The organism is Enterobacter sp. DSM 30060, assembly GCF_013375955.1.
In the GTDB taxonomy this organism is placed as follows: domain Bacteria; phylum Pseudomonadota; class Gammaproteobacteria; order Enterobacterales; family Enterobacteriaceae; genus Enterobacter; species Enterobacter intestinihominis.
Genome location: NZ_CP056118.1, coordinates 3,469,914 through 3,493,298 on the forward strand (window position 1 = coordinate 3,469,914; position 23,385 = coordinate 3,493,298).

The 23,385-nt window shown below is 49.6% G+C and carries 24 protein-coding genes and 6 pseudogenes; 15 read left to right on the forward strand and 15 right to left on the reverse strand.

What is annotated here, in order from left to right; all coding sequences use genetic code 11:
- Window positions 1-21 precede the first annotated feature (21 nt).
- Entirely contained in the window at window positions 22-504 is a 483-nt protein-coding gene (locus tag HWQ15_RS16425) for a DUF1097 domain-containing protein (RefSeq protein WP_074143551.1), read from the forward strand.
- A 42-nt stretch (window positions 505-546) separates the two neighbouring features.
- Here HWQ15_RS16425 and csgG read toward each other — a convergent pair whose 3' ends face one another.
- Genes csgG through csgD form a run of 4 tightly spaced genes read right to left on the reverse strand, consistent with a single transcriptional unit; the run spans window position 547 to window position 2,894 of the window.
- Window positions 547-1,380: a curli production assembly/transport protein CsgG gene (gene csgG / locus HWQ15_RS16430; RefSeq protein ID WP_023299773.1), complete on the reverse strand. Its 834-nt coding sequence runs from the start codon at window positions 1,378-1,380 to the stop codon at window positions 547-549.
- Window positions 1,381-1,406: 26 nt separating this feature from the next.
- Window positions 1,407-1,823, reverse strand: coding sequence for a curli production assembly/transport protein CsgF (gene csgF, locus HWQ15_RS16435; RefSeq protein WP_003858054.1), 417 nt, complete (start codon window positions 1,821-1,823; stop codon window positions 1,407-1,409).
- 26 nt (window positions 1,824-1,849) lie between these two features.
- A complete protein-coding gene (gene csgE, locus HWQ15_RS16440; RefSeq protein ID WP_003858052.1) occupies window positions 1,850-2,239 on the reverse strand; it encodes a curli production assembly/transport protein CsgE in 390 nt (129 codons plus the stop codon).
- 4 nt (window positions 2,240-2,243) lie between these two features.
- Window positions 2,244-2,894 carry a biofilm master transcriptional regulator CsgD gene (csgD, locus tag HWQ15_RS16445; protein WP_006809293.1) on the reverse strand — a complete coding sequence of 217 codons (651 nt, stop codon included), beginning with the start codon at window positions 2,892-2,894 and terminating at the stop codon, window positions 2,244-2,246.
- A gap of 742 nt (window positions 2,895-3,636) precedes the next feature.
- Between csgD and csgB the strand changes: the two genes are divergently transcribed.
- From csgB to ymdB, 5 genes are all read left to right on the forward strand, one after another.
- Window positions 3,637-4,092: a curli minor subunit CsgB gene (gene csgB, locus HWQ15_RS16450; RefSeq protein WP_023299774.1), complete on the forward strand. Its 456-nt coding sequence runs from the start codon at window positions 3,637-3,639 to the stop codon at window positions 4,090-4,092.
- 39 nt (window positions 4,093-4,131) lie between these two features.
- Window positions 4,132-4,587, forward strand: a complete 456-nt coding sequence (gene csgA, locus HWQ15_RS16455; RefSeq protein WP_003858043.1) for a curli major subunit CsgA — start codon at window positions 4,132-4,134, stop codon at window positions 4,585-4,587.
- A gap of 56 nt (window positions 4,588-4,643) precedes the next feature.
- A complete protein-coding gene (gene csgC / locus HWQ15_RS16460) occupies window positions 4,644-4,976 on the forward strand; it encodes a curli assembly chaperone CsgC (RefSeq protein ID WP_022647702.1) in 333 nt (110 codons plus the stop codon).
- A gap of 153 nt (window positions 4,977-5,129) precedes the next feature.
- Window positions 5,130-5,450: a type 1 fimbrial protein gene (locus HWQ15_RS16465; protein WP_022647703.1), complete on the forward strand. Its 321-nt coding sequence runs from the start codon at window positions 5,130-5,132 to the stop codon at window positions 5,448-5,450.
- Window positions 5,451-5,530: 80 nt separating this feature from the next.
- Window positions 5,531-6,067, forward strand: coding sequence for an O-acetyl-ADP-ribose deacetylase (gene ymdB, locus HWQ15_RS16470; RefSeq protein WP_022647704.1), 537 nt, complete (start codon window positions 5,531-5,533; stop codon window positions 6,065-6,067).
- Window positions 6,068-6,237: 170 nt separating this feature from the next.
- Here ymdB and HWQ15_RS23465 read toward each other — a convergent pair.
- Window positions 6,238-6,501, reverse strand: a pseudogene (locus HWQ15_RS23465) (acyltransferase family protein); the annotation flags it as partial.
- Window positions 6,414-7,190, reverse strand: a complete 777-nt coding sequence (gene mdoC / locus HWQ15_RS16475; RefSeq protein WP_369806289.1) for a glucans biosynthesis protein MdoC — start codon at window positions 7,188-7,190, stop codon at window positions 6,414-6,416. The pseudogene HWQ15_RS23465 and the gene mdoC, both read right to left, overlap by 88 nt.
- A gap of 431 nt (window positions 7,191-7,621) precedes the next feature.
- On the opposite strand from mdoC, the pseudogene HWQ15_RS16480 reads away from it, so the two are divergent.
- From HWQ15_RS16480 to HWQ15_RS16490, 4 pseudogenes are all read left to right on the forward strand, one after another.
- Window positions 7,622-8,754, forward strand: a pseudogene (locus HWQ15_RS16480) (glucan biosynthesis protein G).
- 68 nt (window positions 8,755-8,822) lie between these two features.
- Window positions 8,823-8,963 (forward strand): annotated as a pseudogene (locus tag HWQ15_RS23230) (hypothetical protein); the annotation flags it as partial.
- Window positions 8,964-9,044: 81 nt separating this feature from the next.
- Window positions 9,045-11,569: pseudogene (gene mdoH / locus HWQ15_RS16485) on the forward strand (glucans biosynthesis glucosyltransferase MdoH).
- Window positions 11,570-11,654: 85 nt separating this feature from the next.
- Window positions 11,655-11,881, forward strand: a pseudogene (locus HWQ15_RS16490) (YceK/YidQ family lipoprotein).
- 7 nt (window positions 11,882-11,888) lie between these two features.
- On the opposite strand, the pseudogene HWQ15_RS16495 reads toward HWQ15_RS16490, so the two are convergent.
- Window positions 11,889-12,277 (reverse strand): annotated as a pseudogene (locus HWQ15_RS16495) (MysB family protein).
- Between the two features lie 87 nt (window positions 12,278-12,364).
- Here HWQ15_RS16495 and HWQ15_RS23235 point away from each other — a divergent pair.
- The 4 genes from HWQ15_RS23235 to HWQ15_RS16505 all read left to right on the forward strand — a co-directional run bounded on the left by HWQ15_RS23235 (window position 12,365) and on the right by HWQ15_RS16505 (window position 14,765).
- A complete protein-coding gene (locus HWQ15_RS23235) occupies window positions 12,365-12,493 on the forward strand; it encodes a hypothetical protein (protein WP_255319016.1) in 129 nt (42 codons plus the stop codon).
- A gap of 339 nt (window positions 12,494-12,832) precedes the next feature.
- Entirely contained in the window at window positions 12,833-13,075 is a 243-nt protein-coding gene (locus HWQ15_RS23470) for a tlde1 domain-containing protein (protein ID WP_369806290.1), read from the forward strand.
- Entirely contained in the window at window positions 13,027-13,227 is a 201-nt protein-coding gene (locus HWQ15_RS23475) for a tlde1 domain-containing protein (protein ID WP_369806291.1), read from the forward strand. Before HWQ15_RS23470 ends, HWQ15_RS23475 begins: the two co-directional genes overlap by 49 nt.
- Before the next feature lie 1,169 nt (window positions 13,228-14,396).
- Window positions 14,397-14,765, forward strand: a complete 369-nt coding sequence (locus HWQ15_RS16505) for a hypothetical protein (protein ID WP_176587399.1) — start codon at window positions 14,397-14,399, stop codon at window positions 14,763-14,765.
- Window positions 14,766-14,807: 42 nt separating this feature from the next.
- On the opposite strand, the gene HWQ15_RS16510 is transcribed toward HWQ15_RS16505, so the two are convergent.
- The 4 genes from HWQ15_RS16510 to HWQ15_RS16525 all read right to left on the reverse strand — a co-directional run bounded on the left by HWQ15_RS16510 (window position 14,808) and on the right by HWQ15_RS16525 (window position 19,359).
- On the reverse strand, window positions 14,808-15,008 hold the full coding sequence (locus HWQ15_RS16510) for a hypothetical protein (protein ID WP_032624490.1): 201 nt from the start codon (window positions 15,006-15,008) through the stop codon (window positions 14,808-14,810).
- A 272-nt stretch (window positions 15,009-15,280) separates the two neighbouring features.
- On the reverse strand, window positions 15,281-16,159 hold the full coding sequence (locus HWQ15_RS16515; protein ID WP_063149013.1) for a DUF2806 domain-containing protein: 879 nt from the start codon (window positions 16,157-16,159) through the stop codon (window positions 15,281-15,283).
- 896 nt (window positions 16,160-17,055) lie between these two features.
- On the reverse strand, window positions 17,056-18,291 hold the full coding sequence (gene mdtG, locus HWQ15_RS16520) for a multidrug efflux MFS transporter MdtG (RefSeq protein WP_063149012.1): 1,236 nt from the start codon (window positions 18,289-18,291) through the stop codon (window positions 17,056-17,058).
- Window positions 18,292-18,432: 141 nt separating this feature from the next.
- Window positions 18,433-19,359 (reverse strand): Kdo(2)-lipid IV(A) acyltransferase, encoded by a 927-nt coding sequence (locus HWQ15_RS16525; protein WP_063149011.1) that lies wholly within the window; start codon window positions 19,357-19,359, stop codon window positions 18,433-18,435.
- A 218-nt stretch (window positions 19,360-19,577) separates the two neighbouring features.
- On the opposite strand from HWQ15_RS16525, the gene HWQ15_RS16530 reads away from it, so the two are divergent.
- Window positions 19,578-20,627 (forward strand): rhodanese-related sulfurtransferase, encoded by a 1,050-nt coding sequence (locus tag HWQ15_RS16530; protein ID WP_023299780.1) that lies wholly within the window; start codon window positions 19,578-19,580, stop codon window positions 20,625-20,627.
- A gap of 38 nt (window positions 20,628-20,665) precedes the next feature.
- Here HWQ15_RS16530 and HWQ15_RS16535 read toward each other — a convergent pair whose 3' ends face one another.
- The 4 genes from HWQ15_RS16535 to solA all read right to left on the reverse strand — a co-directional run bounded on the left by HWQ15_RS16535 (window position 20,666) and on the right by solA (window position 23,321).
- Complete coding sequence (locus HWQ15_RS16535; RefSeq protein WP_022647711.1) at window positions 20,666-21,244, reverse strand: YceI family protein; 579 nt, start codon at window positions 21,242-21,244, stop codon at window positions 20,666-20,668.
- A 1-nt stretch (window position 21,245) separates the two neighbouring features.
- The gene (locus HWQ15_RS16540) at window positions 21,246-21,812 is read right to left on the reverse strand and encodes a cytochrome b (RefSeq protein ID WP_032624486.1); all 567 of its coding nucleotides are present in this window, start codon (window positions 21,810-21,812) and stop codon (window positions 21,246-21,248) included.
- Window positions 21,813-22,038: 226 nt separating this feature from the next.
- Window positions 22,039-22,152, reverse strand: coding sequence for a YceO family protein (locus HWQ15_RS16545; RefSeq protein WP_022647713.1), 114 nt, complete (start codon window positions 22,150-22,152; stop codon window positions 22,039-22,041).
- A 50-nt stretch (window positions 22,153-22,202) separates the two neighbouring features.
- Window positions 22,203-23,321, reverse strand: coding sequence for an N-methyl-L-tryptophan oxidase (gene solA / locus HWQ15_RS16550; RefSeq protein WP_063149010.1), 1,119 nt, complete (start codon window positions 23,319-23,321; stop codon window positions 22,203-22,205).
- Window positions 23,322-23,385: the final 64 nt, after the last annotated feature.

Here is a 23,385-nt window from a genome sequence, read left to right on the forward strand (position 1 = left end):
GCATCTGCTAAGATGCGCACCATGAACATATTACTTTGTATTGCAATCACGACTGGCATCCTCTCCGGCCTCTGGGGTTGGGTGGCGGTATCTCTCGGTTTGTTGAGCTGGGCCGGTTTTCTTGGCTGCACGGCCTATTTCGCCTGTCCGCAGGGTGGTTTTAAAGGGCTCTTTATTTCAGGCAGCACGTTACTGAGTGGCGTGGTCTGGGCGCTGATCATTATGAAGGGCAGCGCGCTGGCGCCGCATGTGGAAATCCTGGGGTACGTCATGACCGGTATTGTGGCTTTCCTGATGTGCGTTCAGGCAAAACATCTGCTGTTGTCCTTTGTGCCCGGCACGTTCATGGGTGCCTGCGCGACCTTTGCAGGCCAGGGGGACTGGAAGCTGGTGGTCCCTTCGCTCATGCTGGGATTACTGTTTGGCTACGCTATGAAGAACAGCGGTCTCTGGCTTGCAGCCCGACGCGTGAAGAGCCAGAACGTTCCTGTGGTAGGTAAATAAAAAAAGGCGAGACGAAAATCTCGCCTTTTTATACGCCGCCAATCATGACTCCGGCGGAACCGACATCTCACGGTATTTCACCAGCACCGCATTACTCACGTCACTTTTATTCTGAAGATCCCACAAGCCGCGATCGATACCGTCATTAATCAGGAAAATCACCCCGGTTTCGATGGCCGACATCAGACACAGCATGACCGGCTCGTTAGAGGTATAGCCAATTTCAGCCTCCAGCAAACGCTGGTAGTCGATAAAGCGGAATACCCCCGCCTGCACTTCATATGAGAGAATCGTTTTGCTGGTGGTCACGGAGGATAAAATTTCACCCGTGCTCACGTTAACCACGCGCAGGTTGACGGCAATCTGATCCAGCTGATACTGCGTGTCGGCCCCGATACCAAAGTAACGGGCACCCGCGCCGCCCGATTTCACGTTACTTTCGTAGCCGATAATCGAGCCTTCCACCATGATATTGGCTGCGGTGAGAGACTGTAGCGGCATGCGGTTATTGACGCCAACGGTACCATTCTCCTGTGCAGCACGAATGATTTTTCGTTCGTTAAGCAGGTTTTGCAGCCCCTGGCGTTCCAGCGGGATAAACCAGCGCGAATCTTTCAGGGCGGTAACCAGCATCGCGGTGGCGCTCTGCGGTACGGCCGTGGAGAAGTTACTGGCCGGATACGGTTTGAACTGGCCCGTCTCATCCTGAATGTTATAGACCGAGACGAATATCTTCCCGGTAGGGCCGGGCAGATGCGTCAGATCCCGATAGCTCTGGGCACGGGGCATTAGGGTGGGTTTAGCGGCTTCTTTTGGCGGGGCAGTTAAACAACCGCTTAATAAGCACACTGCAACTAAAATAAAAAAGCGCTGCATGATAATTGTCCTTATTTCGGGGTTGTTTAGAAATCAGTTGAACTGGTCTGCAAACCGGAAACCTGGATTGTCGACGTCTTACCGGTTTTTCGGTCTGTCACATTTAACTGAAGCTGCCCGTCTTTATTGGCAATATCGACGATAAAGTCGTTAGTGACCATCCGGCCGGGTTTTCCGGTATTAATGTTGGTTAATAAGCCACCTAATATTTGCGACTGGATGGCCTGAGTAAAATTATCCAGAGCTGACGGGGTCTCGATACCGAAATCATCGTCATAGCTGGGGTCTTTATAGGAGTTTTGAGCCTGCGCCTGGTTAAGCATAAAGGCTCCGTTATTCGGGTTGCCGCCAAAATTAGGGTTGCGGAACTGGAATGTCATATTTCCGGCCCAACTCAACGGCGCAATGAGCATTAACGAAATCACTGTGTGTGCGAGACGCATTACAGCCTCCGAAATAGGTGTCGTTGCTAGAACTCATCTTTTGCTAAATCGCCTGTGCTCAAAAGGGCTTTATCTAACTGTAGGCGGTTAATAGCTTCTTCTGTTTGTGCCAGTGCGAAAGCGACGTTCTGATCGAAGTCTCTTTTCGTTGGGAATAAAAAAGTCTGGTAAATAACGTCCTGATTAGCGGTTATTGTGATCCAGCTTCCCCACCGCGCACTGGGCCGTTCGTTGATGGTTAAATTACCCGGATAATCGCTTTCCCACTTATCGCTGAAGGCACGATAAAAATCGTGTCCGACAGAGGTGACGGTGTGGTCGGTCAACAGTCCAGGAACTTCCACCTCAACAGCCTGAAGGTTTCCGGCAGCAAGCATAATGCCTGCGGCGGCAATCCAACTTAGGGTGCGTTTCATGCTATTAACGCCTGAGGTTATCGTTTGCCCACGACACCGCCTGCGTGCGATTTTTAACAGCTATCTTTTTGAAAAGATTATAAAGATGCGTCTTAACCGTATTTTCGCTGATAAATAACGAACGGGCGATTTCAATATTTGAAGCACCAATACGCAGTTTGTTCAGGATCTCTTTCTCACGGTGCGTCAGAAGGGCCGATTCCGAACTGTTATAGCGATAATTTCCGGAGTGGGTAATGAGGTAGCTGGCCAGTTTTTGCGAGAAATAACACTCCCCCCGCAATATGCCCTGCAAACCCTCCACGACACGGTTTTCTTCTTCTGTAACGTAAAACACGCCGTTAATATGCGGCCAGCTCTCAATTTCGCGGAAAGGATACTCATCAGGCGTATTCAATAACAACACGCGGATATTATTGTTTTTCCTGCTTAAATTATCTTGCCAGTAATGGATCAGTTTTTTATCCGCTTCCATCATATCGAGAAGAATGATGCTGCCAGGAGCGATATCATCAAAAGAACGTTGAATGTTATGAAGTTTCCCGTTAAGTGACAGGCATTGTTTTAAATGCTGCAATAACGCTGTCGCTTGTAAGGAAGGTTTTGTGATCAACAATAATGTATGACCGGGTAAGCTATGGACTTCATTAAACATGATGAAACCCCACGTTATTTATGACACCCGGCAGTTGCCCTCGTTTTATTGAAAAGGGCACCAGAAGTACTGCAGGTGTGGCACTGCTGTGTGTAGTTAAAAAACCTTCCTCCAAAGGAGGCGGTAAAATTAAAAACAAATAACGTACTGCTGTTTTCAATCTAGCTATTGCAAACTTTAAAGCAAGTGTTAATCGTGTAACAGAATGTAAAATTCGATATTTATTTGTGTATTTTGCAGGGTTAATAGATTTTAAGATAAGGGGAAAGTTGTACAGGTGTATAAACGTGCACAGATTTTAAAAACCATACGGTATATTATAATGAGTTGTATTATCTGGTTTTTTATTATTGTAAGCCAGCCGGTAAAAAGTATGAACTCTGCTAAAAACATAAGACTTCCCTAAGCCGGAATTTTTTCTTAAGAAAACTTGCTTCGTGTCACGCGCGTGACAAAGGGCATTGTCGTTTTTGTCTGAAGAAGCCGGTACAGGTTGGACAGCCTGTCTCGCTGTTGTACAAGCGCAGGAAGACATTTTTGGTTTCTGCTTTAGGCGAGTATCCCGTCGTTTCAGGCGAGATTTACGACTTTGAGGTGAAGGGGAATATAAAAATAAGGCGCACGGGTGAGATATTAAACATGTTTCGGCAGACATACTCTTTTCCGTAACGCGGCGTTAACAAAACGAATCGCGTTAACGGAGTAAGGAATACCTTTTTATAGCCAGGTCCAGGGTGACAGCATGAAAAACAAAACGTTGTTTATGATGTTTACATTACTGGGTGCGCCTGGGTTTGTAATCGCAGGTGATTCAGATTTAGCCAGTTCTGAATATAATTTTGCGATAAATGAATTAAGTAAAGCTTCATACAATCAGGCAGCCATTATTGGTCAGCAGGGTTCAGGAAATAATGCTGATGTACGCCAGGGCGGTTCTAAATTGCTGTCCGTTATTTCCCAGGAGGGCGGGAATAACCGCGCGAATGTTGATCAGTCAGGGACGTATAACCTTGCTTATATCGATCAGACCGGCAACGGCAACGATGCGAGTATTAAGCAGGGCGCTTTTGGCAACACCGCCATGATTATCCAGAAAGGCTCGGGTAACAGGGCGAATATAACGCAGTATGGTACGCAGAAAACAGCAGTTGTAGTACAGAGACAGTCGCAAATGGCTATTCGCGTTATTCAACGCTAGCGATGTGTGACGCCTTAATCAATCCGATGGGGGTTTACCATGAAACTTTTCAAAGTGGCAGTTATTGCAGCAATCGTAGTTTCTGGCAGTGCTTTCGCAGGTGCGGTACCACAATTTGGCGGCGGTCACGGTGGTGGCTGGGGTGGCGGCAATAACGGCCCTGACTCAACCCTGAGCATTTACCAGTACGGCGGCGGTAACTCCGCGCTTGCTTTGCAGACGGATGCCCGAGATTCTGAATTGACCATTACCCAGCATGGTGGCGGTAACGGCGCAGATGTTGGCCAGGGCTCTGATGACAGTTCTATCGATCTGCTGCAAAAAGGCTTTGGTAACAGCGCCACCATCGACCAGTGGAATAGCAAAGATTCTGTTATCAACGTGAAACAGTTCGGCGGCGGCAACGGCGCGGCGGTAGACCAGACAGCGTCCGGCTCAACGGTGACTGTGCACCAGGTTGGCTTCGGCAACAACGCGACCGCACACCAGTACTGATTCATTTCTGTACCAAAAAACAGGGCATCCGCCCTGTTTTTTTTCGGGAGGATCTCATGAGCACATTCATTCTCCTTGCCGCGCTTGCCAGCCAGATAACGTTCAGTACCTCACAGCAGGCAAATGTGACAACCATTATTCCTCAGGTCACGCTGGCAGACGCCTGCGAATGTCAGGTTGAGGTGTTATCTGTCCGACAGGGGCAGGGGGGACAAAGTACATCGCGGCAGAAAAATACTCTTTTTATACCCGCTAATCAGCCGATTGATTTAACGCGAATCAGTTTAAATATTCGCTCAGGGGATGCGGTAAAAATAATCGTCACCGTTTCCGATGGAAAATCGCTTCATTTATCACAGCAGTGGAGCGCACCGGCAAGTACGCTTTAATCATTCATAAAATCAATGATTTAATAAAGTGGCGGCGCTGCACAGGTAAGCTATGCTGATATCAAGAACCCAGCAAACGGGTTGCTTAAATTGATACGTCATAACGGAGCGTTTTTACCCCTCAAGGACGAATTTCATTGAGGAGTACAAATAATGTTCAAATCCGCAGCGTGTATTATTTCTGGTCTGGGACTGATCCTGTCCTCTTTTTTTTCTCCGGCTTATTCAGCAACTATAGAGAATGGTGGGGTGATTCATTTTCGTGGCGCGGTGGTCGCTGACCCGTGCGAAGTCACGCCCCGGCATCAGCAGTTTGCAATTTCCTGCCCGGAAAATAACCGTATGAAAACGCATACCATCAGTTATGACGAGGCGCTCCGGGGCCATCATCCTCACTCAGCGCTGGCCGCTGTTACCATGAAATACCTGAATGAAAAGAAAACGCTTGCGGTCGTTCAGGTGGATTACCGTTAACCGCCGTTTTTTTCGCGACAGTTTTTCTCCTTCTCCCTCTGCGATACACTGATGAAAAAGGCGGGTTGCAGAGGGTGTTTATGAGACCGCAAATCGACGTTATTCATGGCGATATCACGACGGTGCACGTTGACGTGATCGTCAACGCAGCCAATTCCTCCCTCTTGGGTGGGGGCGGGGTGGATGGTGCCATTCACCGGGCCGCGGGCCCTCAGCTCCTTGAAGCATGCAAAACCGTGCGCCAGCAGCAGGGAGAGTGCCCGCCGGGGCATGCTGTTATTACGCTTGCGGGCGATCTCCCGGCCAAAGCGGTGATCCATACCGTTGGACCCGTCTGGCACGGTGGCGACCGCCATGAGGCTGAGATTCTGGAGCAGGCTTATCGTAACTGCCTGCGGCTTGCGGCAGATAACGGCTATAAGACCATGGCGTTCCCCGCCATTAGCACCGGGGTGTACGGTTATCCAAAGGAAGCGGCAGCTACGATCGCCGTGAATACCGTTTATCACTACCTTTCCCTCAAACCCATGCCGGAAAAAGTCATTTTTGTCTGTTTCGATGAGCATACCGCCGACCTGTATCAGCGGCTTTTGACCGCGCGCAGCCAGGCATTTTGATGTTTGAAAAGCAAAAACGGCGCTCTGGAGGCGCCGTTTTTTTATCCCGCTTTAACCTGAGGTTTGCCTGAGAACAGGAAACGCAAAAGCGGGATCCGCAGGTGGATTTCATACAACACGATGGCAATGCCAACCACAAAGACCAGACCGGTGAAGAAGCCCAGCGCATTCGATTTGATATGCGGCGTAATGTACGCCCCGAAAAACAGCGTCAGCGGATGGTGGACCAGGTAGATAAACAGTGAAGCATTAACGAAATAGGTGACGCGACTGGATTTAAAATTCAGCAGACGATGGCCAAGGGCGAACACCACGTTAACCATCCACAGGCCCATCAGCATCGTTATCACGCTCTCTGTCTCATACATCCACGCGTCCCCGCTGCCAAAGCGCTGATTGAGAAGATAGGCGGCAAAGGCCAGCGCAGCACCCACCGCACACCAGGGGGAGGGGTGGTAAACAGCGCTTTAAGCCGGGGATGAATAAATGCCAGCGCCCCAATCAGGAAGAAGGGAATGTAGAACAGGGTCTGCATCACCACGAAATTAAACAGCCCATCGCTCAGAATGGGAGGGTAGACAATGAGCAGGGTACGCCTGACGGCGGCATACGCGACCCCCAGCGCAAGAAACAGCAGCGACAGCTTGCCCAGGGTGATGTTGGCGAAGAAGGTCGAGGTTGCGGCGCTCGCGCGCTGGCGCAGTTGACTGAAGATCAGCAAACTCACCGTGGTTAGCACCACCAGTACCAGCAGGAACCAGAGGTGGGAAATCAGCTCCCAGACCAGGGTGTTGTATTTCTCATAGAACGAGAGATTAGGCCAGTTTTCCGCCTTGCCTTTAACATGCTGCAACATGATGAACTGCGGCAGCGTCAGCAGCGGAATGGCCGTCAACATTGGTATGCCCACGCGCTCCACGCGCACTTTCCACCACCGCTTGAGGGGATAGCGCAAGAAGAGCATGTAAGAGAAATAGCCTGAAATGACGAAAAACACCTGCATGCGGAAGGCATGGATAAAATCATTGAACAGCGTCAGCCACCAGGAGGGCATCTGGCTGTTCACATGCCAGGTGTGGCTGGAATAGATCAGTGAAATATGAAAAGGGATCCCCAATAGCATGAGCCATGCGCGGATCGAGTCGAGGAAATATTCACGTTGTACAGGGTTGTGCTCATATAACTTTGCGCATTCTCAGACTTTTCGCCTTATCCCTAAGGCTCATAATGGTTACATTCGGAGCCAACCCTACACCAAGACCGACACCCTGTCTCCAGGATAAGCACGCAAAGTGAAAAGCGGGTTCTTTCATTTGCTTAATCCATGAGCCAGCGAGCTGAACAAAGCAGTGATAATGTTGTCGGATTGCCTGAGTTTCCATTAAAATGGATCGGATCGATATAAGCACACAAAGGGGGAAGTGCTTACTTATTATGAAACATAAACCACAAATGATGAAAATGCGTTGGTTGGGTGTAGCAGTGCTGTTGTCACTGTATACCTCATCTGCACTGGCCTTTAACATCGATGATGTCGCAAAACAGGCTAAATCGATGGCGGGCAAGAGCTACGAAGCGCCAAAAAGTAACCTGCCCTCCGTTTTCCGCGACATGAAATACGCGGACTATCAGCAGATCCAGTTCAATCACGATAAAGCGTACTGGAACAATATTAAAACCCCGTTCAAGCTTGAATTTTACCACCAGGGTATGTACTTCGACACGCCGGTTGCCATCAATGAAGTGACGGCGACCGCGGTACGTAAAATCAAGTACAGCCCGGATTATTTCAATTTTGGCGATGTGCAACACGATAAAGACACGGTGAAAGACCTCGGCTTCGCAGGCTTCAAGGTGCTTTACCCGATTAACAGCAAAGATAAAAACGACGAAATCGTCAGCATGCTTGGCGCCAGCTACTTCCGCGTGATTGGCGCGGGGCAGGTGTACGGGCTTTCTGCGCGCGGTCTGGCAATTGATACCGCGCTGCCATCAGGTGAAGAATTTCCACGTTTTCGCGAGTTCTGGATCGAACGTCCAAAACCAACCGACAAACGTCTGACAATTTATGCGCTGCTGGACTCCCCTCGTGCGACAGGCGCTTATCGCTTCGTGATCATGCCAGGGCGTGACACGGTGGTTGACGTGCAGTCTAAAGTTTACCTGCGCGATAAAGTGGGCAAACTGGGCGTCGCGCCGCTGACCAGCATGTTCCTGTTCGGGCCGAATCAGCCGTCTCCGGCGACTAACTTCCGCCCTCAACTGCATGATTCTAATGGCCTTTCCATTCATGCTGGTAACGGCGAGTGGATCTGGCGTCCGCTTAACAACCCGAAACACCTCGCCGTCAGCAGCTTTGCGATGGAAAACCCGCAGGCTTTGGTCTGCTGCAACGTGGCCGTCAGTTCTCCCGCTTTGAAGATCTGGACGACCGCTACGATCTGCGCCCAAGCGCCTGGGTTACACCGAAAGGCGACTGGGGTAAAGGCAAGGTTGAGTTGGTTGAAATTCCAACCAATGATGAAACCAACGATAACATCGTGGCGTACTGGACACCGGATCAGCTGCCTGAAGCCGGTAAAGAGATGAACTTCAAGTATGCGATCACCTTCAGCCGTGACGAAGACAAACTGCACGCACCGGATAACGCGTATGTGATGCAGACGCGTCGTTCTACGGGGACGTGAAGCAGTCCAACCTGATTCGTCAGCCGGATGGCACGCTGGCATTTATCGTGGACTTCACCGGGCAGGATATGAAAAAACTGGCGCCGGATACTGCCGTGACGGCACAGGCCAGCATTGGCGATAACGGTGAAATCGTTGAGAACGCCGTGCGTTACAATCCGGTCACCAAAGGGTGGCGTTTGACCCTGCGCGTGAAGGTGAAAGATCCGAAACAGACCACTGAAATGCGCGCCGCGCTGGTCAGTAACGATAAGCCGCTGAGTGAAACTGGAGCTATCAGCTACCTGCCAATGAATAATACATCTGAATATATTGATGCCATGCCGCTAACGGACATTGAAAAAGCGGCACTCCCTGCGAGCGACATCCGCGCGGTTCACACCGCGCTGGATGGTGAACATCGTCACTTTTCCCGTGATGATGATACGCCGCTGGGGTCAGTGAAGGCACGTCTGGAGCAGGCATGGCCAGACTCGCTGGCAGAAGGGCAGTTAATCAAGGATGACGAAGGGCGTGACCAGCTACAGGCGATGCCGAAGGCCACGCGTTCCTCTATGTTCCCCGATCCGTGGCGCACCAACCCGGTGGTCGCTTCTGGGATCGCCTGCGTGGACGTGACGTGACGCCGCGCTATCTGTCACGTCTCACCAAAGAACAGCAGGCGTCCGAGCAGAAATGGCGTACCGTGGGAACGATTCGTCGTTACATTCTGCTGCTGCTGACGCTGGCACAGACGGTTGTCGCCACCTGGTACATGAAAACTATTCTGCCGTACCAGGGCTGGGCATTGATTAACCCTGCTGACATGATTGGCCAGGATATCTGGGTCTCCTTCATGCAGCTGCTGCCGTATATTTTACAGAGCGGCATCCTTCTGCTGTTCGCCGTGCTGTTCTGTTGGTCTCCGCCGGGTTCTGGACGGCGCTGATGGGCTTCCTGCAACTGCTGATGGGGCGTGACAAATACAGCATTTCCGCGTCGACGGTCGGGGATGAACCCCTCAATCCTGAGCACCGTACCGCGCTGATCATGCCTATCTGTAACGAAGATGTTGACCGCGTATTCGCCGGGCTGCGTGCCACCTGGGAGTCCGTAAAGGCGACCGGTAACGCGGCGCATTTCGACGTCTACATCCTGAGCGACAGCTACAACCCGGATATCTGCGTGGCAGAGCAAAAAGCCTGGATGGAGCTGATTGCTGAAGTGCAGGGCGAAGGGCAGATCTTCTACCGTCGTCGTCGTCGTCGTGTTAAGCGTAAGAGCGGGAACATCGATGACTTCTGCCGTCGTTGGGGTAACCAGTACAGCTACATGGTGGTACTGGATGCGGACTCCGTGATGAGCGGCGACTGTCTGAGCGGGCTGGTCCGTCTGATGGAAGCCAATCCGAACGCGGGTATTATTCAGTCCTCGCCAAAAGCGTCAGGTATGGACACGCTGTATGCGCGCTGCCAGCAGTTTGCGACCCGCGTCTACGGGCCGCTGTTTACTGCCGGTCTGCACTTCTGGCAGCTGGGTGAATCTCACTACTGGGGCCACAACGCCATTATCCGCGTGAAGCCATTCATCGAGCACTGCGCCCTGGCGCCGCTGCCGGTGAAGGATCGTTTGCCGGGTCCATTCTGTCGCATGACTTTGTGGAAGCCGCGCTGATGCGTCGCGCAGGGTGGGGCGTCTGGATTGCCTACGATCTGCCGGGCTCGTATGAAGAGCTGCCGCCGAACCTGCTGGATGAGCTCAAGCGTGACCGCCGCTGGTGTCACGGTAACCTGATGACTTCCGCCTGTTCCTGGTGAAGGGGATGCACCCTGTTCACCGTGCGGTGTTCCTGACGGGCGTCATGTCCTATCTGTCTGCGCCGCTGTGGTTTATGTTCCTGGCACTCTCGACCGCGTTGCAGGTTGTGCATGCCCTGACGGAGCCGCAGTACTTCCTGCAACCGCGCCAGCTGTTCCCGGTGTGGCCGCAGTGGCGTCCGGAGCTGGCGATTGCGCTGTTCGCGTCGACCATGGTGCTGCTGTTCCTGCCTAAGCTGCTCAGTATCATTCTGATCTGGTGTAAAGGTTCGAAGGAGTACGGTGGTTTCTGCCGCGTAACCCTTTCACTGCTGCTGGAAGTGCTGTTCTCGGTCCTGCTGGCACCGGTGCGTATGCTGTTCCACACGGTATTCGTGGTGAGCGCGTTCCTGGGATGGGAAGTGGTGTGGAATTCACCGCAGCGTGACGATGACTCTACGCCATGGAGTGAAGCCTTTATGCGCCACGGCTCTCAGCTACTGCTGGGCCTGGTGTGGGCCGTTGGTATGGCCTGGCTGGATCTGCGTTTCCTGTTCTGGCTGGCGCCAATCGTCTTCTCGCTGATCCTGTCGCCATTTGTGTCGGTGATCTCCAGCCGTTCTACGGTGGGCCTGCGTACCAAACGCTGGAAGCTGTTCCTGATCCCGGAAGAGTATTCTCCGCCGCAGGTGCTGGTGGATACCGATACCTATCTGGAGCAGAACCGCAAACGCACGCTGGATGATGGCTTTATGCACGCCGTGTTTAACCCGTCATTCAACGCGCTGGCAACCGCGATGGCGACTGCGCGTCACCGCGCTAGCCAGGTGCTGGAGATCGCCCGCGATCGCCACGTTGAGCAGGCGCTGAATGAGACGCCAGAAAAACTTAACCGCGACCGTCGTCTGGTGCTGTTGAGCGATCCGGTGACGATGGCACGGCTTCACTACCGCGTGTGGACTTCTCCGGAGAGATACTCTTCGTGGGTGAACTACTACAAGGACGTGAAGCTGAATCCGCTGGCACTGAAGACGAAGTAAGTTGTTAAGTAGGGCGGGTAAGCGAAGCGCCACCTGCCAAATAAAATACCGGCTGTGAGGCCGGTATTTTTTTTAGAGGTCAGAAATGAAAGTAATCATCGTCGTCATGATGGCATGCCTGCTCAGCGGCTGCGGCAGCATCATCAGCCGCACCATTCCCGACAGGGCCACGGGAATCAGTACTACCCCGGCGTACAGTGGGATGTCCGCGATTCCGCATGGCGCTATCTCACCGTGCTCGATCTGCCGTTTTCGCTGATTTTCGACACGCTACTGCTGCCCATCGATGCCAGCCACGGCCCTTACGAGTAACGAGAGCTTATCGCTCGTCCCATTCGTCCGCTGCGGCCTGACCTTCTTCGGTATCCAGCGGCGGTTCGAGCTGAAACTCACCTTCATCCCATTCATGCAGCGTATTTTCTTCCAGCCACTCCTGACGTAACTCAATTTCGTCATAGTCGCCGTCGAATACCGCCTGCGCACCTTCACCACTCATATCGGCAGACATTCTCCGTCCTCACCTTCATCAGCAAAGAATTCGGCCTGCCACATAATATCGCCGTCCTGAAGGACGTATTTTTGGATATTGAGTTGTTGCACGTCAGCATCTTCTTCCTCAATGCCGGGATTATCGGCGAGGAATTCTTCGCGAGCGGCATCGATAGCTTCTTCCAGCGTGCTGTAAAATACATATTCTTTATCAGACATAATGATTTCCTCATGATTAAGTTTATCAAATGTATAGGTGCCTGAATGCGAACTGTCAAAGCGTATGTGTATAGCAGGGTATCAAGTATGCAACAGGTTGATGCCTTTGGCTTAGACAGACAAATCAGCACTGTCATGGACTTTCTTGAAAATGCCAAACTGCCTGACGAGTTAGGGTATCGACTCGATCCAAATAATTATGAAGTACGAAAGTGACAAGGATTGTCGGGTTATAAGGGGCACAACTTCACGAAAGGATCTCTGGGGCGATTCAAGGAACGTGTAAAGGCAAGAGAGATCACAGAAGGTTGCTTAATAATCGAGTCCGTAGACAGGTTTAGCAGGAAATAGCTACCTTATAGTGGTGATGTTCGATTACTCGACACATGATAGAATTGCCATATGCAAACAGCAGGGAAACAAAATGCAAATAATGAGGATGACATACGACGACATTGATAAAAATGGCTATGCCAAATTACACGTCTATGGAATAGGAACTTTCTCGTGTTCAGTGGGCAGAACCCATATACCAATGATCCCAATTGTGCGTTTATGCCTAACAGTGCAATCCCTACTGGACGGTACTGGATAGTTGATAGGCCAACGGGTTCTACTCTGAATCAGATCCGGGCATGGGGCATTGATACAATAACTGGTAACGATCACTCCGAATGGTTTGCACTCTTCAGTGCTCAAACCATGACAGATAGCATTCTGATTAATGTGTATCGCGTGGTAGTTTCCGTTTGCATCCATTACGGCCAGATGGAACGGGTGTATCAGAGGGATGCATAACATTCGTCAATCGCCCTGATTTCTATACTGTACGTAGTCAGTTGCTACGTACTAAAAAGGTTAAAGTACCAGGTTCCAGAACTGGATTAATGGCGTATGGCTGGGTGGACGTACAAGGGGGAAGCAACTATGCGAACTGTAGGATTCGTTAAGTATGCAGCCTTATATAGTATCTGCATCATCTTTTCATGGTGGCTATCAAGCTTTGGTAAGCCCCTGAACGGCATAACACAATGGGCTATGGATACTGCCTATATTACTTTCGTTCCGGCCTGAGCGGTCATATGAAGCTGATGCAGATCCAGTAAGATTCATAGCCTTAATCGTGATGGTACTCATCTACGCTACGGTACTGTTCCTGCTCATACGCTTAGCCCTCAGAAAGTTCCAGCACAACGCTAATACCTCATTCCTGTTAAGTACCCTCACTAGATATAGTGGGGTATTTTTTATCTTTTACCCAAATAATAAAAATAAATAACTAAAAAATAAAGAGGTTTCCTGCTGAAACTCATTAACAACGACCCTCTGATCTAAGTAAATCAATTTATCAATATCAATTTTTGTTTTTTTCATTGTCCTTGCTCACACACTTTATAAGAAGATATTTAATGTTCGCTGAGTATAATGATAGCCATCTGGAAATATCAAGAGATCACGATCAAAACGGTAATTCACCCTGCATATCACAGAATGCATCATCCTTATCATGTGCCTCTAACATAGCTTGTTGTGCGTAGAACCAACTACTGACAGCAAAGATATCCACTGCTTAGCTACCTCAAGCATAAAGTAGTATGCGTTACTTGAATGCACACCGAACCAGTACAAACGAGTACCGTCCTCATGAGGCAATGTCTCGAACAGGACACATTGCCCGTCTTCAATACGTTCTAAGTACCCGCCAGGATGAACAACCACTATCCGTTGTCCACACTGCTAATACACCTGAATACCTTTTCTAACGCTTGGATCAAACGAATTCTTATTGCCCATCTTAAGCCCTCCCGTTTGAACTGTATGTATGTACAGCATTGCGGTGAGAACCTACGAAATACAGTACCGATACTTCATCGTAAGCCTCGCTAACAGGATATCCATTCATATCAGTCACAAAGCTAAAGATTTAGATGGACATGCCGATACCTAAACCTACATGTTAAAAGATGTTAACGCATCTTCATTTATCCATGATTATCTGTAGGTTAATTCATACAAGGGAAGTTACGACAAATGGCAATAAGCGAAGCAGCAATAAAACGTACATTTACTGAACAGGGGCGTTATTGATAGCCTCAATCCCTTCCTGCGGGGATTGGTATTGGTTGGTGTACGTAACGACATAACTGAAGCTGGGTATGGTGATGATCTAACATTCTCTGGGATTTTCTTTACTTTCGTGGTGGCCTATATCATCGCGGTATTTGCAGGCTGGGCTACTATGCTTATGGGGTTAGTAACACCATACATAGCAAAACTTTTTGATATTCAGAATAGCTCTTTACGCTGGTTATTCACAATATTGTATTTTTTAATATTCTCTACCATTACTTTTTACATCTTAACTCTTGTAATGGAGTGGGTTTCAGAATCAGCTACTTTACAACAAATATATCCTTCATTAGCATTTTCATCATTTGTTGTTTCTATAATGCATGCAGGTATGTTTAAAGAATTACTTTCGAAATAAGTTAATCGCCTCGTTAAAGAGGCGAATTGTTTTGAAGTGAATTTATTGCTTGTTTTTTGGTTTGAATATACGATCACTTACAATAAACGCAACTATCAGGAATATAACAGTAGATATTAATGCGCAATCTTCCCAAAGGGTCACAGCGAGTATACCAAAGATAAAAGTTAAACCAATAGGTATATAAACTTGCATCACAAGCCTAACTAATTCTTTCCACCACACGCTAAGCATCTTTTCCATTGTACTATCCTAAGAATATCAGAAACAATATCGTTATCACTTTTTTGATATTGGTTGTGTAGGTCAACACGATCAATTTTTGGTTCAACCAGGAAGTATAACATCTCAAGATCGCGACTGTAGAGATCTCTATAGTACTTGTACTTGATGCTTTGGTATTGTGGTTATCCAAGTACCATTAGGACAACTACTGCAAGTACTATTGATTATGGTTGGGGGGCAGTAAAATCCCCCGAAGAGAATTTTGATTGATTGTATTACAAAAAACATTTTTATTGTAAGGGGGTGAAAACTTCGTTCTCTTCCATAAATTCCTGCAGTGTAGAATAAAAGTAATCTTCATCTGGCTTGGAACCACAAATTCTTATAAGCTCACGACCAATGTTAGTTAACAGTACCATACCGATGTCAACACTATTTGGTTTTTTAGGCAAAAAAGGATTCTTATTTGATGTGTTAATTTTTATCACAATCGTTCTGCCATAGTAAATAAAATAACCAAAATCTTTCTCAAATTGAACGGAATAACTCATATTTCCTAATGTTATTACTCCTATTGACTCTAAGTGTCTTAAAGAATCATAATTTAAGCCAATTTTTTGGATTGAATCGTCCTCATAACTAAAGACAATTGGTAGTGGCAAGTTGTGCTGATTCCATACGGTTGTGCCTAAAGTTGTAATCAGTTCAGCATCTCTTTTATCCAGCGTTGATAAGAAATTTAATGTTCTTTTTGAAAAACTACCATTTTTTTTAGCCTCGCCTGTTAATACTCTCGACCAAAGCCCTTGCATCATATCATCACTAATATCTTCACACTGATTAAAGAAGTGATTAATCCAGTCTTCATCTAAGAGCTCAATATCATTTTGCTCTTGTTCGTCGATCTCTTTTGCAGCTTTGATTGTTATGCTATCTATATTACGTTGCTTTCTGGCTTGTGAATTTATGGTTCTCCTCAAAGCTCGCTCTTCTAAATCAGAAAGCTCTATTGAACTTTGAAATTCAATTTTCTTTACTTCGGACTGTGCTTTAGCGATATTTTTCATTTTGGTTGGTTCATAAAGAACGCCTATGGCATCACTGATTTTTTCTACAAGCTTCGTTGCAGGTTCAGATAGTCCAGAGAAATCAACATTAATTAAACTCATATTAATTTTTCCTAAATAACCGTACAACAACTGTACAAGAGTATTTTATGGCAAGACTTACGAAAAAGGAATCTACTAATCACATAAAAGTGATGGAATTAATCCACTCGGATAAGCAGCTCACATATGAAGACAAAGAATTTATTTTTAATAACTATAGGGGGATGGTATAGGTGCTACTGGTGCTTTCTTTTCCCTGAAATGCTTGCATAGGTTTTCATACTCGGCGCTGGCTGTACTGGTCAATGCATAGAACTGTGTGCGGGTATCGGTCGCCTTAGCTACTACCAGGACTTAAGGAATAGACCTACGTATATCACATGCGTTGAACTCATTTCAGAGTACGTTATGATCGGGAAGAGCGTACTACCAGAGGCAAAATGGATCATTGGTGACGCTCTCCAGTACTCACCAGACCGTTTCTACGATGTTGCCTATGGCAATCCACCTTTCGGTAAGATCAACACATCAAAAGCGTATACAGGCCGTTATACAGGCTCAGAGTTTGAATACAAGGTCGTTGTACATGCCAGTAATTTTCGTCCTTTGGGGCATGGATCGTACCGCATGGTTCCGCCGGGTTTAAGTACTCAGGTCAAAGATACTTTGACGCCACAGTACAGACACAGAAGTACCATAAGTTTTTAAAGGATACTGGCTATGAGTTACATCCAGGCGTAGGCATTGATACGAGTATCTACCGTGATGAATGGAACGGTACAAAGGTGATATGTGAGAGCGTTTTGGTTGATTATGACGGTACAAATTTATGATGTATTTTACTTTACGCTTCTTCCAGCGTGGCGTACATGGTCATTGGTGTCTCCCTGTTTTTCGTGAAGGTATTCAGGGAAAGAATAGCTGATTATATGATTGTGCAAGTATGAATGCGTAAATTAGCCGTCACGATGTTGTGTTATGCGCGCCGGGCGTAGCGCCCGGGATAAGCTGAGCCAGGAATAAACAGCGTTGAACAGCACGACGCCTGCCGTCACGATAAAGACCGCCCGGAAACCGAAACTGGCCGAAACCCCCGCGCCGACCAGCGGCCCGGTGACGTTACCCAGATCGCGAAACGACTGGTTGTAGCTGAAAATACGCCCGGCAATCTGGTTGGTGGAGTTATAAACCAGCAGCGTCTGCACCGCCGGAAGCAACGCGCCGTCCGCTGCGCCCAGCAGAAAGCGCAACACGCCGAGCTGCCACGGTGAGTTCACCATCGACATGGGGATCAGCAGCAGAACGGAGAGGATCAGGGCGCAGATCAGAATTTTCTCCGGGCCGATGCGATCGCCCAGCCTACCGAGCCGTGGCGCGCTCAGCAACGCGGCCACGCCGGGAACAGAGGCGATCACGCCGCTGATAAAGGCGATATTGCTGACGTTGCCGGCCAGGTCGCGGACATAGAGCGTCAGAATAGGCGCGATTGAACCGGTGGCCACCTGAATAATCATGGTGGTCACAAACAGGCTCAGCACCAGCTTTGGGTTTTTCAGCGAGGCCAGCACATCCCGGGCGTGCAGCATCTCTTTTTTGGCTACCGGCGTGAAATTCTCACGGATGCAGATAAGCGTCACGAGGAAGCAGAGGAACAGCACGCTGGCGGTAATGAAGAATACCGGCCGCAGTCCGTAGTGGTCGGCCAGCAGCCCGCCCGCCAGCGGACCCAGCAGTGCGCCGCTTACGCCGCCAGTGGAGAGCGTACCTAATGCCCAGCCGCTTTTATGGCGTGGGATTTGGGTTGCGATCAGGGCGTTGGCATTGGGGATAAATCCCCCGAGCAGACCCAGAAGCGCGCGTAATATCAGGAACTGCCAGACATTCTGCGCCACCCCCATCAACAGCATTATGATCGCCATGCCGAGCGCGGAGCGCAGCAGCATAATTTTGCGGCCTTTGCGATCCGCAAGCCCACCCCAGAAAGGCGACGCAATGGCGGAGAACAGGAACGTAATGCTGAACACCAGGCCGGACCACATATTCAGTGCGCTATGGCCGGTGACGCCGAGCTGTTCAACGTAGAGGGGCAGGAAGGGCATTACCAGGCTAAAGGCGGCGCCAGTAAGAAAACAACCCAGCCATGCAACCGTCAGGTTGCGTTTCCAGTTTATGGGAGCATCTGTGGAGGACATAACTATCCGCATAATGAGGTGCAGGGCACCGTGACCAGTGAGGTAATAAGCCTGCTAATTATGCGCCTGGGGTATGATTGCCGCAATGACGGGGAGCTTTTAAAGCTAAAACAGCTTGCGGCCCGGAAGACCGCATGCAGATTAATAACGAGAAGGGACGCCCTGAGGCCGGGTTTTGAAGCGGCGATGCAGCCACATGTACTGCTCGGGAGCGAGCATAATGCATTTCTCCACAATGCCGTTCATCCAGCGCGCGGTGGTTTCTGCATCATCCAGCGGCGGCGTGAGTTCCGGCTCCAGCATGATGAGCTGATAGCCTGAACCGTCTGGTTTACGGCGCGGTACAAACGGCACGATAGCGGCTTTGGACATCCGCGCCAGCATCCAGGTCCCGGTGGTCGTCGCGGCCTCTTCCACCGCAAAGAACGGGACAAACACGCTGGATTGCGGGCCGTAGTCATGATCCGGGGCATACCAGACCACTTCACCTGATTTGAGGGCGCGGATCATCCCTTTAAGGTCTTTGCGGTCGATCATGCTTTTGTTGGAGCGCATGCGTCCGTTGGTCTGGATCAAATCGATCACCGGATTATCGTTGGGACGATAAACGCCAATACCCGGCGCCTGCATGCCGAACATGCGTGCGCCAATTTCGAGCGTCAGGAAATGAACGCCAATCAGCAGGACGCCAGTCTGGTTGGCCTGGAGATTATGCACCGGATCCATGCCGGTTCCGGCCACTTCCGTCCAGCGCGCCATGCGCTTATCCGACCAGAACCAGGCCATACCGGTCTCCATCAGTCCCATGCCGACAGATTCGAAGTTTTTAACCACCATGTCGTGACGCTCAGATTCGCTCATCTGAGGAAAGCAAAGCTCAAGATTTCGATACGCGATCCTGGCGCGACGCTTCATAAATTGTTGAGCAATGCGGCCCAGTCCTTTACCCATGCGGAAAATTACGGGATAAGGCAGCTGTACAATTAGCCACAACAAGCCAATGCCTGACCATGTTAACCAATAGCGTGGGTGTAAAAGCGCGGCAGTAAATTTCGGTAACTGGGTCATGTCTGTCCTGTGTTCTAACGTCCTGAAGGGCTATTGTCTCATTTTTTGAGGCATAGCCAAAATGTCTGTCATCGAAACATGAAAGAATATGCAAGTGTTAAGTCTGATTAATCAGGTTGACTGAAATGTAGCGTAAATTGTGTGGATGTAAATTGTCTTTGTTTGCTATATCATGCCGACCGATTTTTATTTCTCAACGATTGCAGGACTTGTACACCATGCCAGTGTTACACAACCGCGTTTCGAATGAGATGTTGAAAGCGCGTATGTTGGCCGAAACCGAACCGCGCACAACGATCTCTTTCTATAAATATTTTACCATCAACGATCCACAGGCGACCCGCGATGCGCTTTACCAGGCTTTCACCGCCCTGAACGTGTTTGGTCGCGTCTATCTGGCGCGTGAGGGTATTAACGCGCAGATCAGCGTGCCGGAAAGCAAAGTCAGTGCCTTCCGCGATCTCCTTTATGGTTTTGATCCGGCGCTTAACGGCTTACGCCTGAACATTGCGCTGGATGATGACGGCAAATCGTTCTGGGTGCTGCGCATGAAGGTGCGTGAGCGTATTGTGGCGGATGGCATCGACGATCCGAACTTCAATGCCGCTAATGTGGGGGAGTACCTCAAGGCCGCTGAAGTGAACGCGATGCTCGACGATCCGGATGCAGTGTTCATCGATATGCGTAACCACTACGAATATGAAGTGGGCCACTTCGAGAATGCGATGGAAATTCCTGCCGACACTTTCCGCGAACAGCTGCCGAAAGCGGTTGAGATGATGCAGGAGCATAAAGACAAAAAGATCGTTATGTATTGCACCGGGGGGATCCGCTGCGAAAAAGCCAGTGCCTGGATGAAACACAACGGTTTTAATAAAGTCTGGCATATTGAGGGTGGGATCATTGAATATGCCCGCCGCGCCCGCGAGCAGGGGTTACCGGTGCGTTTTATCGGTAAAAACTTTGTATTTGATGAGCGTATGGGCGAGCGAATTTCAGAGGACGTAATCGCTCACTGCCACCAGTGCGGTACGCCGTGCGACACGCATACCAACTGCAAAAACGACGGTTGTCATCTTCTGTTTATTCAGTGTCCTGCATGTGCCGAGAAGTTTAATGGCTGCTGTAGCGAGCTGTGCAGTGAAGAGAGTATCCTGCCTGAAGAAGAGCAACGTCGTCGCCGTGCCGGGCGCGAGAACGGGAATAAGATCTTTAATAAATCCCGGGGCCGACTGAATACCAAACTGGGTATTCCGGACCCGGAGTAAAACATTGCCCGGCGGCGTAAAAGCCTGCCGGGCCTGTTTTATGACTTCTGCTGAACGCCTTCCACCGAAATAATCAGCTCTACATCCTGCGATGCCGGTCCTAAATCTGTGGTGATATTAAAATCTTTCAGATGAATTTTGCCGGCGGCTTCAAAGCCAGCACGTTTTCCGCCCCACGGATCGTCGCCCTGGCCGATTAATTTCGCATCCAGTGTTACCGGTTTTGTTACGCCGTTCAGCGTAAGATTACCGGTAATAGCGAGCTTATCACCGTCTTTCTTCACTTCTGTCGACGCGAAAGTAGCTTGCGGGAATTTGCCTACGTTCAGGAATTCAGCGCTGCGCAGATGTTTATCACGCTCGGCGTGATTAGTGTCGACGCTGTTAGTATTAATGGTGACGTTTACTTTATCGGCAGCAGGGTTTTTCTCGTCGAAGCTAAATGTGCCATCGAAATCATTGAACGTACCATATAACCAGCTGTAACCCAGATGCTGAATACGGAAATTGACGAAGGCATGCTGGCCTTCTTTATCAATTTTATAGTCGGCGGCAATGGCCGAACCGGTGGTAAATAACAGCGAACCTAATGCGATACCCAACAGGCGTTTTTTCATTTTATGCTCCAGAGTCAACTGACGAACGGCCAAGCATGCGCTTCAGCGTATCGTCTTTATCAATAAAGTGGTGTTTCAGGGCCGCAAGGCCATGCAGAACAGACAGGATCACCACGCTCCATGCCAGCCACAGATGAACCACACCTGCGGTGTCAGCCTGTGAACCGGCGTCAGCCAGCGTGGCAGGGACGTCAAAGAGCCCAAACACGCTGATCGGTTTGCCGTCTGCGGTCGAAATGAGATAACCGCTGATCAGAATGGCGAACAGCAGGGCATAGAGTGCGATATGTGCGCCAACAGCGCTTATGCGGGTAAGACGGCCATGGCTTTTGGGGGCAGGAGGGGGCGGAGAGAGATGTCGCCAGACCACGCGAAAAACCAGACCCATCATCAGCAGAACCCCAATGCTTTTGTGCAATTCGGGGGCCTGATGATACCAACCGTCATAATAGCTTAATGTCACCATCCAGAGGCCGAGACCAAACATGGCATAGACAGCAAGTGCAAATAGCCAGTGTAAACACATGGATATTATTCCGTAGCGGCTGGAGGAGTTACGCCATTGCATATGAATTTCCGTTCTCAAATGTCTGAGCAATAAAAATGGCCGGATTAATTAAATAATGCAACTGAAAAAAAGGAATAATGTTATTTGGTTATTTTATTTCAGCGAATTTGAATGTGTTTCCGCAATGTATTTCAATCGCTTCGTCCAATAAATTTGAGATGACTTTTTATAAAAACTATAAGTTAAATAAGTTTAAAGGAGTGTCAATAAACGTCAGTGATGGTTTTCAGAAGAATACAATAAAGATGACGTCAACAATCGCCAGCAGCGACCAAAGGACAATGTAGAGCATGAAATGCTCGCGGATGTTATTGATAAGGTAATTCACCAGTCTGCGCATCATGATCCTCTCGCAAATCAGGCTCCGGTTATTCGGAGCCTGTAGCGGTATTATCGGCTAAAGCGCGAGAGCGCGAAGGGTTTGAGATCAAACGAAGGCGCAATCCCCTGAGCAAACTGGGCGGCGATTTCACCTAACACAGAGGCAAATTTAAACCCGTGACCGCTGAGCCCGGTTACGATCAGGGTGTTGTTGTGCCCAGGCAGGGTGTCGATGATGAAGTCTTCATCTGGCGTATTGTCGTAGGTGCACGCTGCGCCATAAAGCAACCCGCCTACGCCCGGCAGAATATTACGCAGGAACGTGAAGGCTTCGGAACCATCCTGCGGATAGGCTCCGTACGGCTTGCGTTCTTCCGCAGAGGAAATTACCTGTCCGCCGTTATGTTTGCCAATCTTGAGCGCGTCTTTTTCCGAGGGGAAACCGTAGTACTGGTCGCCATTAGGTAACTCGCCCGTGAACGCCGGGAATTTGTTCTGGCTGCTGTAACGCCCGTCAGACTGGAACCAGGAGAAGACTTTGCGTACCGGCTGGATGGGCAGATCCGGCAGCAGTTTCGTCACCCACGTTCCCGCACTCACCAGCAGGCGCGTGGCGGTATATTCACCTTCAGACGTGGTGACGGTTGAACCCCCGGCATGGTGGGTGATACCCGTGACCGGACAGTTAAACAACTGTGCGCAGCCCGCTTTGGCGGCGAGATCAATCCAGGTCTTAATGGCCGTTTCGCTGTGCAGTACCCCGGAATTGGCTTCAAACAATCCAATGTAGTCTTCAGGGACAGAAATTTCCGGCCAGCGCGCCATTATGTCGTTCGCATCCAGACGCTCAACGTCCAGACGGTAGGCTTTCGCGCTCTCCTCGACCGTCGCAAGAAACGTGGAGTTGGCGGGCCCCAGATTAATAACCCCGGTGCGCTCAAAAATGCGTTCTTCGGTGACTGCGGCCAGCTCATCCCACAGCGTCTGAGCCCGAAGCACCAGCGGTACATAGCGCTCACCTTCGCCGTAAGCGTGACGGATAAGACGGGTATCGCCGTGATGGCTTCCTTCAGAATGAGGGGGATGGTGGGCGTCAATCATCAGCACATTCAGACCCGCCTGCGTAGCGTAATAACCGGCTGCAGATCCAACGGAGCCGCTTCCGATAATGATCAAATCGTATTTCATAGGCTTCTCTTTACTAACGCTTTGTTAGCAGAGTAATTAACTATGTGGGCTTATACAAGAGCGA

Coding starts and splice junctions, on each gene's coding strand:
- HWQ15_RS16425 (WP_074143551.1), top strand. CDS start 22: ATGAACATATTACTTTGTATTGCAATCACGACTGGCATCCTCTCCGGC.
- csgG (WP_023299773.1), bottom strand. CDS start 1,380: ATGCAGCGCTTTTTTATTTTAGTTGCAGTGTGCTTATTAAGCGGTTGT.
- csgF (WP_003858054.1), bottom strand. CDS start 1,823: ATGCGTCTCGCACACACAGTGATTTCGTTAATGCTCATTGCGCCGTTG.
- csgE (WP_003858052.1), bottom strand. CDS start 2,239: ATGAAACGCACCCTAAGTTGGATTGCCGCCGCAGGCATTATGCTTGCT.
- csgD (WP_006809293.1), bottom strand. CDS start 2,894: ATGTTTAATGAAGTCCATAGCTTACCCGGTCATACATTATTGTTGATC.
- csgB (WP_023299774.1), top strand. CDS start 3,637: ATGAAAAACAAAACGTTGTTTATGATGTTTACATTACTGGGTGCGCCT.
- csgA (WP_003858043.1), top strand. CDS start 4,132: ATGAAACTTTTCAAAGTGGCAGTTATTGCAGCAATCGTAGTTTCTGGC.
- csgC (WP_022647702.1), top strand. CDS start 4,644: ATGAGCACATTCATTCTCCTTGCCGCGCTTGCCAGCCAGATAACGTTC.
- HWQ15_RS16465 (WP_022647703.1), top strand. CDS start 5,130: ATGTTCAAATCCGCAGCGTGTATTATTTCTGGTCTGGGACTGATCCTG.
- ymdB (WP_022647704.1), top strand. CDS start 5,531: ATGAGACCGCAAATCGACGTTATTCATGGCGATATCACGACGGTGCAC.
- mdoC (WP_369806289.1), bottom strand. CDS start 7,190: ATGCTATTGGGGATCCCTTTTCATATTTCACTGATCTATTCCAGCCAC.
- HWQ15_RS23235 (WP_255319016.1), top strand. CDS start 12,365: ATGCAACAGGTTGATGCCTTTGGCTTAGACAGACAAATCAGCACTGTC.
- HWQ15_RS23470 (WP_369806290.1), top strand. CDS start 12,833: ATGCCTAACAGTGCAATCCCTACTGGACGGTACTGGATAGTTGATAGG.
- HWQ15_RS16510 (WP_032624490.1), bottom strand. CDS start 15,008: ATGGAAAAGATGCTTAGCGTGTGGTGGAAAGAATTAGTTAGGCTTGTG.
- HWQ15_RS16515 (WP_063149013.1), bottom strand. CDS start 16,159: ATGAGTTTAATTAATGTTGATTTCTCTGGACTATCTGAACCTGCAACG.
- mdtG (WP_063149012.1), bottom strand. CDS start 18,291: ATGTCCTCCACAGATGCTCCCATAAACTGGAAACGCAACCTGACGGTT.
- HWQ15_RS16525 (WP_063149011.1), bottom strand. CDS start 19,359: ATGACCCAGTTACCGAAATTTACTGCCGCGCTTTTACACCCACGCTAT.
- HWQ15_RS16530 (WP_023299780.1), top strand. CDS start 19,578: ATGCCAGTGTTACACAACCGCGTTTCGAATGAGATGTTGAAAGCGCGT.
- HWQ15_RS16535 (WP_022647711.1), bottom strand. CDS start 21,244: ATGAAAAAACGCCTGTTGGGTATCGCATTAGGTTCGCTGTTATTTACC.
- HWQ15_RS16540 (WP_032624486.1), bottom strand. CDS start 21,812: ATGCAATGGCGTAACTCCTCCAGCCGCTACGGAATAATATCCATGTGT.
- HWQ15_RS16545 (WP_022647713.1), bottom strand. CDS start 22,152: ATGCGCAGACTGGTGAATTACCTTATCAATAACATCCGCGAGCATTTC.
- solA (WP_063149010.1), bottom strand. CDS start 23,321: ATGAAATACGATTTGATCATTATCGGAAGCGGCTCCGTTGGATCTGCA.